The organism is Dongia sp. (assembly GCF_041910485.1).
Lineage (GTDB): Bacteria > Pseudomonadota > Alphaproteobacteria > Dongiales > Dongiaceae > Dongia.
In genome coordinates this window covers 121,650-136,529 of sequence record NZ_JAYRQR010000003.1, presented here as the reverse complement: position 1 = coordinate 136,529, position 14,880 = coordinate 121,650, and the positions used below count along the sequence as shown (strand labels likewise).

Annotated in this window: 13 protein-coding genes and 1 tRNA gene; 11 read left to right on the top strand and 3 right to left on the bottom strand. The window is 58.6% G+C overall.

Features of this window, described 5'->3' with window-relative positions:
• Nucleotides 1-85 precede the first annotated feature (85 nt).
• The 3 genes from ACE3PP_RS00740 to ACE3PP_RS00730 all read left to right on the top strand — a co-directional run bounded on the left by ACE3PP_RS00740 (nt 86) and on the right by ACE3PP_RS00730 (nt 4,572).
• Nucleotides 86-2,221 (top strand): ATP-binding protein, encoded by a 2,136-nt coding sequence (locus ACE3PP_RS00740; protein ID WP_374377255.1) that lies wholly within the window; start codon nt 86-88, stop codon nt 2,219-2,221.
• Nucleotides 2,222-2,226: 5 nt separating this feature from the next.
• Nucleotides 2,227-3,423, top strand: a complete 1,197-nt coding sequence (locus tag ACE3PP_RS00735; protein ID WP_374377254.1) for a DNA cytosine methyltransferase — start codon at nt 2,227-2,229, stop codon at nt 3,421-3,423.
• Nucleotides 3,424-3,870: 447 nt separating this feature from the next.
• Complete coding sequence (locus tag ACE3PP_RS00730) at nt 3,871-4,572, top strand: recombinase family protein (RefSeq protein ID WP_374377253.1); 702 nt, start codon at nt 3,871-3,873, stop codon at nt 4,570-4,572.
• A gap of 407 nt (nt 4,573-4,979) precedes the next feature.
• On the opposite strand, the gene ACE3PP_RS00725 is transcribed toward ACE3PP_RS00730, so the two are convergent.
• Nucleotides 4,980-5,750, bottom strand: coding sequence for a hypothetical protein (locus ACE3PP_RS00725; RefSeq protein ID WP_374377252.1), 771 nt, complete (start codon nt 5,748-5,750; stop codon nt 4,980-4,982).
• Between the two features lie 147 nt (nt 5,751-5,897).
• Between ACE3PP_RS00725 and ACE3PP_RS00720 the strand changes: the two genes are divergently transcribed.
• Nucleotides 5,898-6,344, top strand: coding sequence for a helix-turn-helix domain-containing protein (locus ACE3PP_RS00720; RefSeq protein WP_374377251.1), 447 nt, complete (start codon nt 5,898-5,900; stop codon nt 6,342-6,344).
• Here the strand turns inward: ACE3PP_RS00720 and ACE3PP_RS00715 are convergent.
• Nucleotides 6,328-7,965: a site-specific integrase gene (locus ACE3PP_RS00715; RefSeq protein WP_374377250.1), complete on the bottom strand. Its 1,638-nt coding sequence runs from the start codon at nt 7,963-7,965 to the stop codon at nt 6,328-6,330. The genes ACE3PP_RS00720 and ACE3PP_RS00715 overlap by 17 nt on opposite strands.
• Before the next feature lie 66 nt (nt 7,966-8,031).
• A tRNA-Ala gene (locus tag ACE3PP_RS00710) sits at nt 8,032-8,107 on the bottom strand.
• 289 nt (nt 8,108-8,396) lie between these two features.
• Here ACE3PP_RS00710 and ACE3PP_RS00705 point away from each other — a divergent pair.
• From ACE3PP_RS00705 to ACE3PP_RS00675, 7 genes are all read left to right on the top strand, one after another.
• A complete protein-coding gene (locus ACE3PP_RS00705) occupies nt 8,397-8,678 on the top strand; it encodes a YggT family protein (protein WP_374377249.1) in 282 nt (93 codons plus the stop codon).
• A gap of 16 nt (nt 8,679-8,694) precedes the next feature.
• Nucleotides 8,695-9,033 carry a DUF167 family protein gene (locus ACE3PP_RS00700; RefSeq protein WP_374377248.1) on the top strand — a complete coding sequence of 113 codons (339 nt, stop codon included), beginning with the start codon at nt 8,695-8,697 and terminating at the stop codon, nt 9,031-9,033.
• 6 nt (nt 9,034-9,039) lie between these two features.
• Nucleotides 9,040-9,921, top strand: a complete 882-nt coding sequence (folD, locus tag ACE3PP_RS00695) for a bifunctional methylenetetrahydrofolate dehydrogenase/methenyltetrahydrofolate cyclohydrolase FolD (protein WP_374377247.1) — start codon at nt 9,040-9,042, stop codon at nt 9,919-9,921.
• A gap of 81 nt (nt 9,922-10,002) precedes the next feature.
• Nucleotides 10,003-10,422 (top strand): alternative ribosome rescue aminoacyl-tRNA hydrolase ArfB, encoded by a 420-nt coding sequence (gene arfB, locus ACE3PP_RS00690; protein WP_374377246.1) that lies wholly within the window; start codon nt 10,003-10,005, stop codon nt 10,420-10,422.
• Nucleotides 10,423-10,491: 69 nt separating this feature from the next.
• Entirely contained in the window at nt 10,492-11,121 is a 630-nt protein-coding gene (locus ACE3PP_RS00685) for a histidine phosphotransferase family protein (protein WP_374377245.1), read from the top strand.
• Nucleotides 11,122-11,316: 195 nt separating this feature from the next.
• Nucleotides 11,317-14,283 (top strand): chemotaxis protein CheW, encoded by a 2,967-nt coding sequence (locus ACE3PP_RS00680; RefSeq protein WP_374377244.1) that lies wholly within the window; start codon nt 11,317-11,319, stop codon nt 14,281-14,283.
• On the top strand, nt 14,280-14,789 hold the full coding sequence (locus tag ACE3PP_RS00675; RefSeq protein WP_374377243.1) for a chemotaxis protein CheW: 510 nt from the start codon (nt 14,280-14,282) through the stop codon (nt 14,787-14,789). The genes ACE3PP_RS00680 and ACE3PP_RS00675 overlap by 4 nt, the downstream gene beginning before the upstream one ends.
• The last annotated feature ends 91 nt before the right edge of the window (nt 14,790-14,880 follow it).

The window sequence follows — 14,880 nt, the reverse complement described above, 5'->3', positions numbered from 1 at the left end:
AGTGAGCGGGGGTTAAGCAAGAGACGCCTAGCATTATTTGTATAAATGCCGTCACAACCTAGGCAGGTTGTGGAGAGTTTGGCGAATGGATCTGTTTGGGGGAGAGATGTCCAAGTCCAAATACAAAATGACGATCTCGCGCCTTACCATCGATAAGTTGGGCGTTAAGCTCTATGACAAAGCCTCGGCCGTGATCGCCGAGCTTGTCGCCAATGGATATGACGCCGACGCCACGGAGGTGACGATTGAAGCGCCTATGGGGACGTTCTTGGCGCAGAAGACTTCCGCAGGCTACGTCGATAACGGATACGAAATCGTCGTCGAAGACAATGGTTTCGGTATGGACCCGGACGTAATTAACGACTTCTTTTTGAAGGTTGGGGCTGAACGACGTCTAGATACGCGGCGGGGCGATGAAACGCCGAAAGGGCGACGCGTGATGGGACGTAAGGGTGTCGGGAAGCTCGCCCCCTTTGGGATATGCCAGACCATCGAAGTCATTAGCTCTGGTGGCGTGCGCGTACCTCTTCCAGGCGGTAAGGGCAGGGGCTATCGCACCGCACATTTTATCCTGCGATACGGCAAGATACGAAACGATATCGACACAGATTACGTGCCCGATGTAGGCAAGCTCGATCAAACCATACAGCCCAAACACGGCACGATGATCATCCTTCGTGATTTCATTCGTCGGCAAGTGCCTGATATGGACGCGTTTGCGCGGCAAATGGCCCAACGATTTGGTGTTCAGCGGCCAGACTGGAAGATCACGCTCATCGACACGACTAAGCTGGCGGGTTCCCCGGATCACAAAAGGCTGGTGACGAGCTTGGACATCGAGCAGATGCCGAGCACAACGCTCACCTTTGAAGCGGACGATACATCGTCTGTGGATGAAGCGGAGCGGGCGAAATTTGTTGCTCGTGGTCCGAACGGCAAAGTGATGACCGACATCGCTGCAGGGTTCCAATTGGATGGGCGGTTCTACCCGGTCAAGGGGTGGATGGCCTATTCCAAGACGCCGTATCGCGACGACATCATGGCAGGGGTTAGAATTTACTGCAGAGGGAAGATCGCGGCACAAACCAGCGTCTTTAACCAGAAGGCGGGATTTACCGGCGAGCACAGCATTCGTTCATACCTTGTGGGTGAACTGGAAGCCGACTGGCTCGACGAGGGCGATGATCTTATCCAAACCGACAGGCGCGATGTTTTATGGTCGGAAGAACTCGGTCAAGCATTTGAAGCTTGGGGGCGCTCCGTCGTTAAGACCATTGGTACGATGGCGCGCGATCCCTTCAAGAAAAAGGCTTGGGACACCTTCAAGGAAGTTTCCAAAATCGAAGAGATTGTGAAGAAGAAGTTTCCCGGCACGGACCATGGGGATATTCGTGACCGCACCATTGGCCTCGCCAAGCTAATGGCAGAAAGGATGAGAGAGGACGAGCTGGCCGACGACGACCATATCAAAACGGTTGTGCAGCTAAGCATAGCTCTTGGACCACACATTTCGTTAGATGAGAAACTTCGAGAGGCCGCGTCCGAAGCCAACGCATCTCTTGAAGTGGTGGCGAACATCCTTCAGGCCGCACGGGTCGCCGAACTTTCGTCATATGGCTTGATTGCGGAGAACCGCGTGAAGGTCATCGACCGTATCCGCGCTCTCAAAAATGACAATGATACGGCGGAAGACGAACTGCAGAAGGTGATCGAAGAAGCACCTTGGTTGGTAAACCCTCAGTGGTCGCCAATCACTGCCAATCAGAGCCTATCCACCTTCGCCGAGGAGTTCGCCACTTTTTACAAAGAGCAGACTGGTGACGATATCGTTATTGGGCCATTCGGAGACGGGAAAAAGCGCCCGGACTTCATCATGTCGGCATACGACGCCGAATTGCAGATTATCGAGATCAAGAAACCGAAGCATAGCATTGTCAACGCTGAATGGGACCGGGTGCAGCGGTACTATGATCTGTTGGGAGATTTTCTTGATGGTGCGGGCAACGAGGATTGGAAGCGGCTATTCGGTCGTGTAAAGGTCACCATCGTTTGTGACGGCCTCAATCTGTCGGCATCTCAGAAGAGGGCGTTTGAAAGTTATTCGAAAGATGGACAGTGCGAACACATCACATGGACTGCTTTTTTCAAGCGAACGGAAGCTGCGCACAAAGAGTATGCGAGAGAAACTGAAAGACAGCGGAAGCTCGTTCTGAAGGACTAATTGGCATGTCGAATAAATTTATTGCGGTCGAGTTGTTCTCCGGGGGTGGGGGGCTGGCTGTTGGACTAAGGAATGCAAAGTTCTCGGTGGCGGCGGCTGTGGAACTCGCCCCGCATGCCGCTGCGACGTTTGCGGCAAATCACAAGGGCGTCCGTGTTTTCCAGCAGGATGTACGTACAGTAGGCGGCAAGAGCTTGAAGAAGGTCGCCGGTGGCAAGATCGATCTGCTGGCGGCATGCCCGCCTTGTCAGGGCTTTTCCTCTTTGACATCTAAGTATGCGCGCGAAGACGAACGCAATGACCTGGTGCTAGAGGTCGGACGACTAGCTGCTGAGATGAAGCCGGCAGCTATCATGATGGAGAATGTGCCCGGCTTAGCCCACCGTGGCAAAAAGCTTCTCGACCAGTTGGTACGGAAGCTAAAGAGTATTGGCTATATCGTAAACTGGGATGTCCTCCAGGTAGCAGATTTCGGCGTGCCCCAGCTCCGCCGCAGATTTGTGCTGCTGGCAGGCCTTGGATTTGAGATCAAGCTGCCTAAGCCCACTCATGCTCGCGTGCCCATTGGTAAACTGAAGCCATACCGAACGGTGAGAGATGCTATCGGCCACCTTGATGGGGCTATTACTTTTACTGAGGCCAAGGACCGGGGCGGAGCGGCGCGCTTCAATTGGCACGTGGTCCGCACTTTGTCGCCTGAGAATGTCATTCGTTTGAAGTTGGCGAAGCCCGGTGCGCAAGGGCAAGAGCTGCCAGAGCATGTTAGACCGTCGTGTCACCAGAATGGCTATAAAGGATTTTCGAATGTGTACGGCCGACTGAGCTGGGACCAGCCCTCGGCAACCATTACGGCCGGATGTACCACGCTCAGTAAAGGTCGATTTGGTCATCCCAAGGAACAGCGCACGATTTCTTTGCGAGAGGCCGCACTGCTTCAGACTTTTCCAGCAAACTACAAGTTCGACACCGAACATATGGAGCGTGCTTGTGAAATAGTTGGCAATGCGCTGCCATGTTTGTTTGCAGAGGTGATCGCGCGGCAGTGTAGGCTAGCAATTGCGAAGCAGACTAAGTCGGCCCCACGGCAAAAGCCGCGCGCCCGAGTTTCTCGAGCGAAGGCCGGTAAGGCATTGGCAGAGCGTATAGGGGCTGCAGGTCGAACTTCAAAGACGAACCGGCCTGCAAAAAAGCGTGCTCGATAATTGCTGCTGAGCTGGAACCAGATTTTGACAAAATTCCGTGTGCAGCTATTCAAGCAACATGTGACGCCGATGCCCCCCGTAGGGGGCTAGCAATCAGCCAATCACGGACGTCTGTTGTAAGGGGATTGATTGGTAGGTTTGAGAGACACGCCTACCTCCGATGCTTTGTTGCTGACTGCGCCCTCGGTTCGCCCAAGCTTTAGTCCAATGACGCGGGTCGGAGTGTTTTGTTTCGCGAGCGTCTTGAGTTCTCGCACATCCGCTGGCGTCCATGGCTGGCCACTATTTCGCGTTGATTTAGCCACTGCAGGTCTCCTCGTCGCATTAAGGGAAATTGGCAGTTCCTTTCCCGTACCTCTGATTGTAGTCCCCGGCGAGGTCACGGGCTAGACCTCTGGTGATTTCGGGTGTATCGATCTAGTCAACGACCGTTGAGAGGATTGATACATGAGGCAAGTTGAGCAGGCGGCATCGAAGTTCATCGCCTACCTTCGGGTGTCGACAGAGCGCCAGGGGCGGTCAGGACTTGGGCTTGAAGCACAGCGCGAAGCAGTGCAGCGCCATGTCCAGGCCCAGCGTGGGGAGCTAATTGCCCCTGACTATGTGGAAGTCGAGAGCGGCAAGCGGAACGACAGGCCCGAATTGGAGAAAGCCCTTAGGCGGTGTCGCCTTACCGGTGCCACGTTGATCGTCGCAAAACTGGACCGCCTCAGCAGGAACGCAGCTTTCCTGATGACCTTGCGCGATAGCGGGGTCAGGTTCTTGGCGGCCGATCTGCCCGAGGCGAATACCATGACCGTGGGAATTATGGCGCTGGTGGCACAGCATGAGCGAGAAGCGATCAGTTCCCGAACGCGGGCCGCTCTGGCGGCTTCAAAGGCCCGTGGCACGGTGCTAGGCGGTCGCAGGGCCAATGCGGCCGATATCCGGCAACACCAGCCAGCGGGCGTCCTAGCCGCTTCTAGGGCCGCTCAGGCTAAAGCCGAGGATCGGAGAGAGCTTTTCGCCCATCTTCGCGGCTTGGGCTTATCACTGCGTGGCATTGCCGATAGGCTGAATGCTGATGGAGTGCTCACCAGCAGGGCAGCGCCCGGCGGGTGGACCGCTTCAGCGGTGCAAAGGACGCTTGCGCGTCTGGGAATTGACTAGCTCAGCCAAGCTGAATGACGACAAAGTAATGAACCGTGTAGGCACGCCTCCGGCGTGGGATCAAGGTCAGTGCCGCTCAACGGGAAAAGATGTTTACGATCCGATCTTGGGTGAATATAACTCATTGATAAATATCAGAAAATATTTACCCTTCTCATTGGAATACATCCGATAAAACGAGATGTGTATCCAATGATCATTATAGTTAGACACCAGTTAGGAACTGGATAATCTGAAGACTTAAACCGGACATCAAAGACAGAATTTGCGGCTAAGTTCACGGCCGCGCTTTTTGGCGCTGCCTTCGCTCGCTGATCGTAATGCCGCCTCCAGTTTATCCCCTGGCTGAGACAATGCCCACGCGCTCGATCTGTTTCTCTACAGCGTTGTATCCGCTGGGGTGCTCCTCAGCGCGAGGCAGTGAAACCTGAGAATAACTTCCGAATGAGATACGCTAACCCAAGCCATAATCCGGTTCCGACAAGGCTCGCGAGAGGCAAGAAAACTCTGTGGCCGCCAATCGCCTGGAAATGCACCTCGTTCCAAATGGTCATAACCAGAAAGGCAGCCACAGGCCAAGCGGCGAAGTAATGGACGGCGCGGCGCAGGGCGATGGCGATGCCACCAGCTAGAACCATCGAGACCGGATCAATGAGGTTGGCGACCGTCGCTTCGATTGGCTCCCGCGCCCGGGCCAAGAAATTGCCGTAGATCAGCAAGCCAAAAATTCCTACGCTGAAAAACATCGCGTCATTGGCAATCCTTTTCCATCTTGGCGGGGCCGCCAAAGGGCTTCCTCGGTAACCGCCTTGGTTATCGTCGGCTGGGATGCCGATTAACGGCGCTCCGGCGGCCGATGAGCGGGGGTTGGATTGGGGGCCGGTAGGGTGGTAGCCGCGCAAGCCGTCGGTCAGCCTGGAGGCTGCCAGGGCCGTCTCTCTAACCGCGCCACTGTTGGCGACGACTTCTCGTCCGGCACGGATGCCGTGGGATATAGCGGTACCTGCCTTGTACCAATCTTCCGGTCGCCCGGGATCGAACGCTTTGGGGGAAGGCTTCCAGGCCACAAAGGTCACGACCATGCTTATGGTGCCAACAGCAAGTGCGGCGATTGGACCGCCGAATAGGGCTGCAAGTAGCGCCAGCAGACCACCGACCAACAACCATGTTTTAACCATAGCGAGCCTCCAGGGGAACCGACCCGCCCGGACTAACAGAAGATTGCGTATTACGAAACAAAATTCATCATAAGTGGTGCATATGTGCACAAGCATTGTTTCGCGGCTCCGTCGAGTGCAAAGGCCCTCTTAAGCAAGGGGTGCCCCATGGCAAAGAAGCTCACCGCGTTAGGTGCAATCGGTCTTCGCTTGAAGGCGATCAGAGAAGCAATGGACCTGACCCAAGCGCAATTTGCGGAACGGTTCGGTCTTTCTACTCGCACTGCTCAAAGCTACGAGCGGGGTGATACCTATCCGAGTGGCGAAATGTTGGTTGCGCTCTCTGGGTTGGGAATTGATCTGAACGAGCTTCTTACCGGTCGCCCGGCCCGCCGCCCCGACCAAAAGGGTGAAGTACATTACACCAGTATCGTGACGCATTCGAGGCACGCGCCTCTGCAACCGGGCGAGCTTGATTTGGATGTGCTGGAGCCTGTGCTCCAGGCAGCCATTGAAGAAGCCAGGACGGCGAAAGACATGGATTGGAAAAGGACTGCCCAGAGGTTTGCGGCGCTCTATGCAAGGCAGTTCGGCGAGGTCAGAGGGCGGCGCTAGACTTGGTCTCGCTGTAGTCCAGCTTCTCAATAGCGTCTTTTAACTGGGCCAATCGAAACTTACCCTTGTTGTAAGCTTTTTGGCCGATCCCAATTTGGGTATGTCCCATCACGCTATTCGTGATCGGTTCTTGTACATCGGCAGAATTGAGAAGTTGTACGGCCGAGTGTCGAAATGAATGAAAGACGAGACGGCTGTCGGTCATACCCATCTTCTTAAGAAACACATCATTGAACCACTGGCTCAGCTTGCGGCCCCACTTATTCTCCTTCGAATAGGTGAAGTCTGGAAAGACCCTGGTATGCCCTTGTTTCTTCACCCCCTCAACGTATTCAAGAAAGCCGAGGTCGAGTAACTTAGAATGAATGGGAATACGGCGCTTGGAAGCGGGGGTCTTGAGTGACTTGCGGTCTCCATCGTCGTTGATATCAAAGAAATGAATTCCGTCTTCGTTTTGGATATCCGACAACTCTAGCTGCGATATCTCATTCACCCTTGCCCCGGTGTAGATGCCGATTAGTGTTCCCCACTTTCTCCAGGGCCACTTTGCACTACGGACTATGGTCGAATTGGGATCTAAAAGTTCTTTCTGTATCTGACGGACCTGCGATGCACTAAATGGAATGCGCTGCTCTTCGCTCGTTTGCTTCTTCTTCTTCACTGCTAGACCGGTAAAGATGTTCTCACCACGACCATGTCGCTTTACCCAATTGAACAGCCCGGTATAAGTTTGGAGATACTTGTTGATGCTGTTCGCATCCAGCGTTTGTTCGCCAGCGTTTGCGATAGCGTCAGTTAGAGAAAGGCCGCGCGTCGCCTTTCTTTTTTCCCGGTTCGTGGGATAGCGCATTAGCATCTCATGAACGCTATCTGCATCCGTAACGGTTAACCGGGAAACGTCGCGATCTGCGCCCCAATATTCCGCGAGCAAGTCCAAGTGTTTTAGGCGCTCCATCTCCGTTTTGGCCGCCCACGCGCCACTCTTCTTACTCTCTTCGACGTAGCGCCTGGAGGCGTCGCGCAATGACAGCCCTTCGGCCGATTTAGGCCCCAGCGGTGCAGCTTCGTCCTCGTCGAAATCGTAGCTTTCAAGCGACGCGCTGTAGGCAAGGACGCGTTTGCAGTAGTCTCGATATGCCTTTGGGAACTCTGCGCGCAACTGAAGATAGGCGGGGGAGGCGGCGACCAAAGGCAAAGCGTATTTTTCGATGAACAATCCCAGCAGTTGTTCATTAGTGGCGGTGGGAACGATTTGATCGCCAGTCTCAACAGCCTGCATGGCAAAGTCTCGACCGTTCCTGAGTGCTGACAGTTCGGCCGGATTTAGTGGGCCGCCTTTCGCAATGGCCTCCTTCTTAGTCCTCAGGAGGTCTGCGAAGTGCCTTCTGAGTGTGGCCCTTATTTCGTCATACTGCATGCCGCTACCTATCGCTTGGCGTAGGAATTCCCCGCCAACGTACGAAAGAGCGCGAGCCATTTGCAATGCGGCGGTCGGCTCTCTGGTTTCAAGCGAGATTTTGATATCCGAGCGCCGACGGAGTGGATGGCAGATTGATGGAATGGGCCAGCGGAAATAGAACACGCTGTGCCGGGACACCGCCAGATAGGCTGAAATGCGCATGCTTGTGTCTCACCTGCGTGTCTCACCACAGGCTTCCGAGCATCAAGGCATTGTTATCTTAGATTTTGGTGGACCCGATCAGAATCGAACTGACGACCTCCTCATTGCGAACGAGGCGCTCTCCCAACTGAGCTACGGGCCCACCGTGCTTGGGGCACCCGGCGCGAGGGCCGGGGCGGGCGGAATATGGTGGGGTGCGCGGGCGCTGTCAAGTCTGGGTTAACGGCTTGATTTCCGGGCGAAAAGGGCCATCTCAGCAAGGCGTCCGGGCGCTCGCGGCGATTCCCGCGGGGGGCGGGGCCGGGTCGCCAGGGCCCGGCTTGATTGTCCGGGCCGGGGTGGCTTAGCTTGCGGCCCAGCATTCTTTCGGCCGCTCGCCGGGTCCGGCAATTCCGGGACGAAGGGCGGCAACCAGCAACGGATCAGCCTTCATGCAATCTCTCGGCATTCTCATCGACACGGTCATCTGGATCTTCACTTGGGTCCTCATCATCAACATCGCCCTTGGCTGGCTCATCCATTTCAACATCCTCAACCCGCGCCAGTCCTTGGTCCGCATGGTGGGCGAGGTGACCTATCGCATCACTGAGCCGGTGCTGCGCCCGATCCGGCGCTATATCCCGGCCGTGGGCGGGCTCGATTTGTCGCCGATCGTCCTGATCCTTTTGGTGCAGTTCCTGCGCAATCTGATGTGGGAATATGTGATCTTCTGATCCGGCCGGCGCGCCGATGGTGAAGCGGCCCTGCCACGAAGCGACGGCGGATGGCATCCGCCTGCGCCTGCGCGTCACCCCCAAATCCCGCCGCGAGGGACCGCAGGGCTTCGCCGAATTGCCGGAGGGCGGTTGGGCGCTCAAAGTGGGGATCAACGCGGCGCCTGAGGACGGCAAGGCCAATGCTGCCGTGGTGGCCTTGCTGGCCAAGCATCTTCCTGTCGCAAAAGCGGCGATAACGGTCGCCGCCGGGGCAAAAGACCGGCGCAAGCTGGTGGACATTCGGGGCGATCCGGCGGAGCTCGGTCAGGCCCTCGAAGCTTGGCTCTCCCCCATTCTCAAAGACGAGGCGTGAGGCATCATGAGCGAACAGAAGATCATCGACGGCAAGGCGTTCGCCGAGAAGCTCCGCACCAGGATTTCCGCCCAGGTGGCGACCTTGAAGGCCAAGAACGGCTTCACGCCCGGCTTGGCGGTCGTGCTGGTGGGCGAGGATCCGGCCTCCAAGGTCTATGTCCGCAACAAGGGCGAGCAGACCAAGGCCGCCGGCATGAACAGCTTCGAGCACAAGCTCGATGCCAGCACCTCGCAGGAGACGCTGCTGAAACTCATCGACCAGCTCAACAAGGATCCGAACGTCAACGGCATCCTGGTGCAGCTGCCGCTGCCCAAGCAGATCGACGCGCAGGCCGTCATCAACGCCATCGACCCGGACAAGGATGTCGACGGCTTCCATGTGGTGAATGCCGGCCGCTTGGCCACGGGCGGCGAGGGGCTCGTTCCCTGCACGCCCTATGGCTGCCTGCTGCTCTTGAAGGATCGCCTCGGCGATCTTGCCGGCAAGCATGCGGTGGTGATTGGCCGTTCCAACATCGTCGGCAAGCCGATGGCGCAGCTGCTCCTCAATGAAAGCTGCACCGTCACCATCGCCCATTCGAAGACCAAGGACCTGCCCGGCGAAGTGCGCCGCGCCGACATCGTGGTGGCGGCCGTGGGGCGCCCGGAGATGGTCAAGGGCGACTGGCTGAAGGACGGCGCGGTCGTGATCGATGTCGGCATCAACCGCATCGAGAAGGACGGTAAGGGCAAGCTGGTGGGCGATTGCGATTTCCAGTCCTGCCTGCCCAAGGCCTCGGCCATCACGCCGGTGCCGGGTGGGGTGGGGCCGATGACGATCGCGATGCTGCTCCATTCGACCCTGGTCGCCGCCTGCCGCCAGCGTGGCGTCCCGCTGCCCGAGTAAGGGGCGAAAAGGGAGGCCGAAAGGGCATTTCGGGGGCCATTTCGGTCGCTCTCCGGCGGGGTTTTTGCTAGCTTCGCCGGCATGATCGAAGTCACCCACCGCATCCACCTGGACCCGCGCGAGATCAAGGAAAGCTTCATCCGCGCATCCGGACCGGGTGGTCAAAACGTCAACAAGGTCTCAAGCGCGGTCGAATTGCGCTTTGACGCCAAGCATTCCCCATCCCTGCCGGACGGTGTCCGCGAGCGGCTGATGAAGCTTGCCGGGCGCCGCCTGACGCTGGGCGGCGAGATCGTCATCACCGCCCAGACACATCGCAGCCAAGAGCTTAACCGCGCGGAAGCGTTGGAAAAATTGGTTGAATTGATCCGTGCCGCGACAATCGTTCCGAAGGCCCGGCGCAAGACCAAGCCGACGCGCTCGTCGCAGGAAAAGCGCATGGAAAGCAAGGCCAAGCGCGGTTCGGTCAAGCGCCTCAGGCAAAGCAAGCACGACGATTGACCGGGTTGCGCCCCGCCGCCAGTGCGTTAAGAGTGGAGCGAACGCGAATCGCTCACAGCCGGAGCCTCTATGAAGATCGACCTCGCCGTCCTCGAACTGACCTGTTCGCGCCTGTGCCATGACCTGATCAGCCCCATCGGCGCCGTCAATAACGGGTTGGAATTGTTGGAGGATGAAGAGGATCCGGCACTGGTCGCCGAGGCGCGGGCGCTTGCGGCCCGGTCGGCGCGGCGCGCCAGCATCCTGTTGCAGGCCTATCGCTGCGCCATCGGCAATGCCGGCAACCAAGCGAGTTTCGGCTTCGGCGAGGCGATCAAGCTCGCCCGCGATTTCCTGGAAGGTGGCAAGGTGAGCCTGAGCGGGGTTCCCGCCATGTCGCCCTCGGACCTCCCCGGCGGCTGGTCGAAACTGCTGCTGATCATGGTGATTCTGATGTCGGAAACCCTGCCGCGCGGCGGGGACCTTCACCTCAGCGTCCAGGGGGAGGGCCCGGCCGCCCGCTTCATGCTGGTCTCGGAAGGGGCGCAGATCGTCTTTCCCGAGGATCACAAGGTCCTGCTGGCGGGCGAAAACGGCCAGGCGACCCTCGACGCGCGCAATGTTCTTGCCTACTTGACCGGCACGCTGGCGGCGCGGCTGAAACTGAAGATCGAGGCGACCCAGCCGTCACCCACCCGGCTCGAGATACGCATCGCCTGAACACGGGTGAGTCGCGCGCAACCTGGATCGTCTTCAGGTTCTGCGCCGCGGATTTTGCCAATTTTTCGAATGTGTTGCCCGCCCCGTCATCGCTTCACGCAAAATTAATCCTTTTCGCTAAGGATTAGGTCGCGAAAACCGGCTTTTCGGCCGGACGATGCTAGCCAAATCGGCAAAGGAAGTGGGGCAGGCGCCATGGACGATCTGTTGAGCGAGTTTCTGACCGAAACCAACGAGAACCTCGCCGTACTCGATGTCGAGCTCGTCAAGCTCGAACAAAATCCCAACGACATAGATTTGCTGTCGAACATATTCCGCTTGGTGCACACGGTGAAGGGCACCTGCGGTTTCCTCGGTCTGCCGAGGCTCGAATCCGTTGCCCATGCCGGCGAGAACGTGCTCGGCAAAGTGCGCGACGGCGAGCTGGAGGTGACGGCCGAGGCGGTCACGCTCATCTTGGCCTGTCTCGATCGCATCCGCACCATCATGGGCGATCTGGAGGCGAGCGGCACGGAACCAGCCGGTGACGATTCAGAGCTGATCAAGAGCCTCAACGCCTTTGCCGAAGGTGGCAGAGCTGCTGCCGCAGCGGCGGCAGCGCCCGCCGCGCCGGCTCCGGCTGCTGCACCGGCCGCTCCTGCGGCAGGCGAAGTGAAGTCCGGCGCCTCGCTCTATGAACAGATCGGCGGCATGGGCACGATCGATGCCGTTGTCGAAGTCATGTTCAACCGCATCATGGGCGATCTGCGCCTCAAGACCGTGTTCGAGGGCGACAGCATCGACCACGTTATGGGCTATATGCGCGATCATCTGGCCAAGATGTGCGGTGGCCCCGATACATATTCGCCGCACCCGATCTCCGGTCGCGCCATGTCGGACGTCCAGTTCGATGCACTCTGCGGACACCTGCAGGCAGCACTCAACACGCTGGAAGTGCCGCAGCAGATCGCCGCGATGATCATGGGCATGGTCTATGCCCTGCGCGAGGATGCGACCGGCAGCGCCCCGGCCGCGGTCGAAGCGGCACCGGCCCCGGTTGAGGCCAAGCCGGTCAAGGCTGCGCCTGTCAAGAAGGAAGCGGCTGCCGACGGCGAAGCCAAGGAATCGGCCATCGCGAACCAGAGCATTCGCGTGAACGTCGAGTTGCTTGAGAACCTGATGACCATGGTCAGCGAACTGGTGCTGACCCGCAATCAGGTCCTGCAGATCTTGCGGAAGCACAAGGACAGCGAGTTCGCTGCGCCCTTGCAGCGCCTCAATCACGTGACGTCGGAACTGCAGGAAGGCGTCATGAAGACGCGCATGCAGCCGATCGGCAACGCCTGGGCCAAGCTGCCGCGCATCATCCGCGACCTCAGCCACGAACTGAAGAAGAAGATCGACCTGGTCATGATCGGCCAGGAAACGGAACTGGATCGCCAGGTCCTTGAGATGATCAAGGACCCGCTCACCCACATGGTGCGCAACTCGGCCGACCATGCGATCGAAATTCCGGAAGAGCGTCGCCGCGCCGGCAAGCCGGAAACGGGCAAGATCACGCTCAATGCCTATCACGAAGGCGGCCACATCATCATCGAAGTGAACGATGACGGCAAAGGCCTCGCCCTCGACAAGATCAAGGCGAAGATTCTCCAGAACGGCCTCGCGACCGAGGGCGAATTGGAGAACATGTCGGATCAGCAGATCCAGCAGTACATCTTCAAGGCAGGCTTCTCGACCGCTGCGAAAGTCACCTCGGTTTCGGGTCGCGGCGTCGGCATGGACGTCGTTCGCACCAATATCGAGAAGATCGGCGGCACCATCGAGCTGCGCTCGGTCGAAGGCAAAGGCACCAGCTTCTCGATCAAGATTCCCCTGACCCTCGCCATCGTTTCGGCGCTGGTCGTCGAATGCGCAGCCGAGCGCTTCGCCATCCCGCAGATCAGCGTGGTCGAGCTGGTCCGTGCCAGCCCAACCGGCGAATTGAAGGTCGAGCGGATCAACGACACGCCGGTCCTGCGCCTGCGCAACAAGCTGTTGCCGCTGGTCAGCCTGCGCGAGAAACTGCGACTTGAAGCCGAAACCGACCGCAGCAGCGACGATACCTTCATCGTCGTGACACAGGTCGGCACCTATCAGTTCGGCATCATGGTCGACCGTGTGTTCGACACGGAAGAAATCGTCGTGAAGCCGGTGGCGCCGATCCTGCGCCATATCGAAGTCTTCTCGGGGAACACGATCCTCGGTGACGGTTCTGTCATCATGATCCTGGATCCCAATGGCATTGCCGCCACGTCGGGCCAGATCAGCATGGCGGATGCCGAACAGGCGGAAAAGCAGGCGCTGCGCAGCCGCGCGCATGGCGACGAAGCCGTGCCGCTGTTGCTGTTCCGCGCCGGTCAGGGTGCGCCCAAGGCGGTGCCGCTGGCGCTCGTCGCGCGTCTCGAGGAAATCGAGCGCAATGCGATCGAGCGTTCGAACGATCGCCTGGTCGTGCAGTATCGCGGTCAGCTGATGCCGCTCATTCCGCTGGAAGGCTATCCGGATGTGACCGGGACAGAGGGGCGTCAGCCCGTGCTGGTCTTCTCGGATCGCGAACATTCGATGGGTCTGATGGTGGACGAAATCGTCGACATCGTTGAAGCCAAGCTCAATGTCGATCTCGCTGCCGAGACGCCGGGCCGCATCGGCTCGGCCATCATCGCCGGCCAGGCCACCGACATCATCGATACCGGCTTCTTCCTGTCACAGGCCTTTGCCGATTGGTTCGGTTCGCGCCGGGAAGATGCGGTCGGTGCCAAGGCCCGCCGCGTGCTGATGGTCGATGACAGTGCGTTCTTCCGCAATCTTCTGGCTCCGCAGCTGTCGGCTGCCGGCTTCTCGGTCACTGCCGTCGACAGCGGTGACAAGGCGCTGGAAATGGCCGAGGCGGGCGAAGAGTTCGATCTCATCATCTCGGACATCGAGATGCCGGGGATGGACGGCTTTGCCTTCTGCGAGGCGGTCAAGAAAAGCGGGCATTGGCAGACGACGCCGATTATCGCCCTGTCGTCCCATGCCAGCCCCAAGGAACTGGCCAAGGGTCGCACGGTCGGCTTTGACGATTATGTCGCCAAATATGACCGCGAAGGCTTGGTCCACATTCTCAACGAAGCTCTTTCTGAAGTGCGAGGTGCCGCATGAGCGGTGTGACGAACGGCGCTGCTGCCGAGTTCGGCTCGACCATTGCCGCCAACAGCGGCGAACAGCGCGACTATGTGACGATGTCCATCGGCGACCAGATGTTCGGTATCCCGGTGCTGACCGTGCAGGACGTGCTGGGTCCGCAGAATATCGCGCGCGTACCCTTGGCGCCGCCAGAGGTTGCCGGCAGTCTCAACCTGCGCGGTCGCATCGTGACCGCGATCGATGTGCGTCCGCGTTTGGGCTTGCCAACGCGCGAAGGCGGGAAGGCTGCGATGTCGGTCGTCGTCGAGCATGACGGCGAGCTTTACAGCCTGCTGGTCGACAGCGTGGGTGAGGTGCTGAGCCTCAATTCGCGCGACTATCAGCGCAACCCGCCGACGCTGAATCCGCGTCTTCGCGAATTTTCGGACGGCATCTATCGCCTTAACGGCTCTCTTCTGGTGGTGCTGAATGTCGGGTCCTTGCTGGACTTCGGCGGCGGTGCGCGTTCGGAGGTCGCTTGATCCTGGTCTGACGTGCCGACGCCGCAAGGCGTCGGCCGGCCCGGATATGTTAATTTCGGCTAAAAGCCCTGGTAGAGTAATTGACGATCGC

Coding starts and splice junctions, on each gene's coding strand:
- ACE3PP_RS00720 (WP_374377251.1), top strand. CDS start 5,898: ATGGCAAAGAAGCTCACCGCGTTAGGTGCAATCGGTCTTCGCTTGAAG.
- arfB (WP_374377246.1), top strand. CDS start 10,003: ATGATCGAAGTCACCCACCGCATCCACCTGGACCCGCGCGAGATCAAG.
- ACE3PP_RS00700 (WP_374377248.1), top strand. CDS start 8,695: ATGGTGAAGCGGCCCTGCCACGAAGCGACGGCGGATGGCATCCGCCTG.
- ACE3PP_RS00735 (WP_374377254.1), top strand. CDS start 2,227: ATGTCGAATAAATTTATTGCGGTCGAGTTGTTCTCCGGGGGTGGGGGG.
- ACE3PP_RS00740 (WP_374377255.1), top strand. CDS start 86: ATGGATCTGTTTGGGGGAGAGATGTCCAAGTCCAAATACAAAATGACG.
- ACE3PP_RS00705 (WP_374377249.1), top strand. CDS start 8,397: ATGCAATCTCTCGGCATTCTCATCGACACGGTCATCTGGATCTTCACT.
- folD (WP_374377247.1), top strand. CDS start 9,040: ATGAGCGAACAGAAGATCATCGACGGCAAGGCGTTCGCCGAGAAGCTC.
- ACE3PP_RS00715 (WP_374377250.1), bottom strand. CDS start 7,965: ATGCGCATTTCAGCCTATCTGGCGGTGTCCCGGCACAGCGTGTTCTAT.
- ACE3PP_RS00730 (WP_374377253.1), top strand. CDS start 3,871: ATGAGGCAAGTTGAGCAGGCGGCATCGAAGTTCATCGCCTACCTTCGG.
- ACE3PP_RS00675 (WP_374377243.1), top strand. CDS start 14,280: ATGAGCGGTGTGACGAACGGCGCTGCTGCCGAGTTCGGCTCGACCATT.
- ACE3PP_RS00680 (WP_374377244.1), top strand. CDS start 11,317: ATGGACGATCTGTTGAGCGAGTTTCTGACCGAAACCAACGAGAACCTC.
- ACE3PP_RS00685 (WP_374377245.1), top strand. CDS start 10,492: ATGAAGATCGACCTCGCCGTCCTCGAACTGACCTGTTCGCGCCTGTGC.
- ACE3PP_RS00725 (WP_374377252.1), bottom strand. CDS start 5,750: ATGGTTAAAACATGGTTGTTGGTCGGTGGTCTGCTGGCGCTACTTGCA.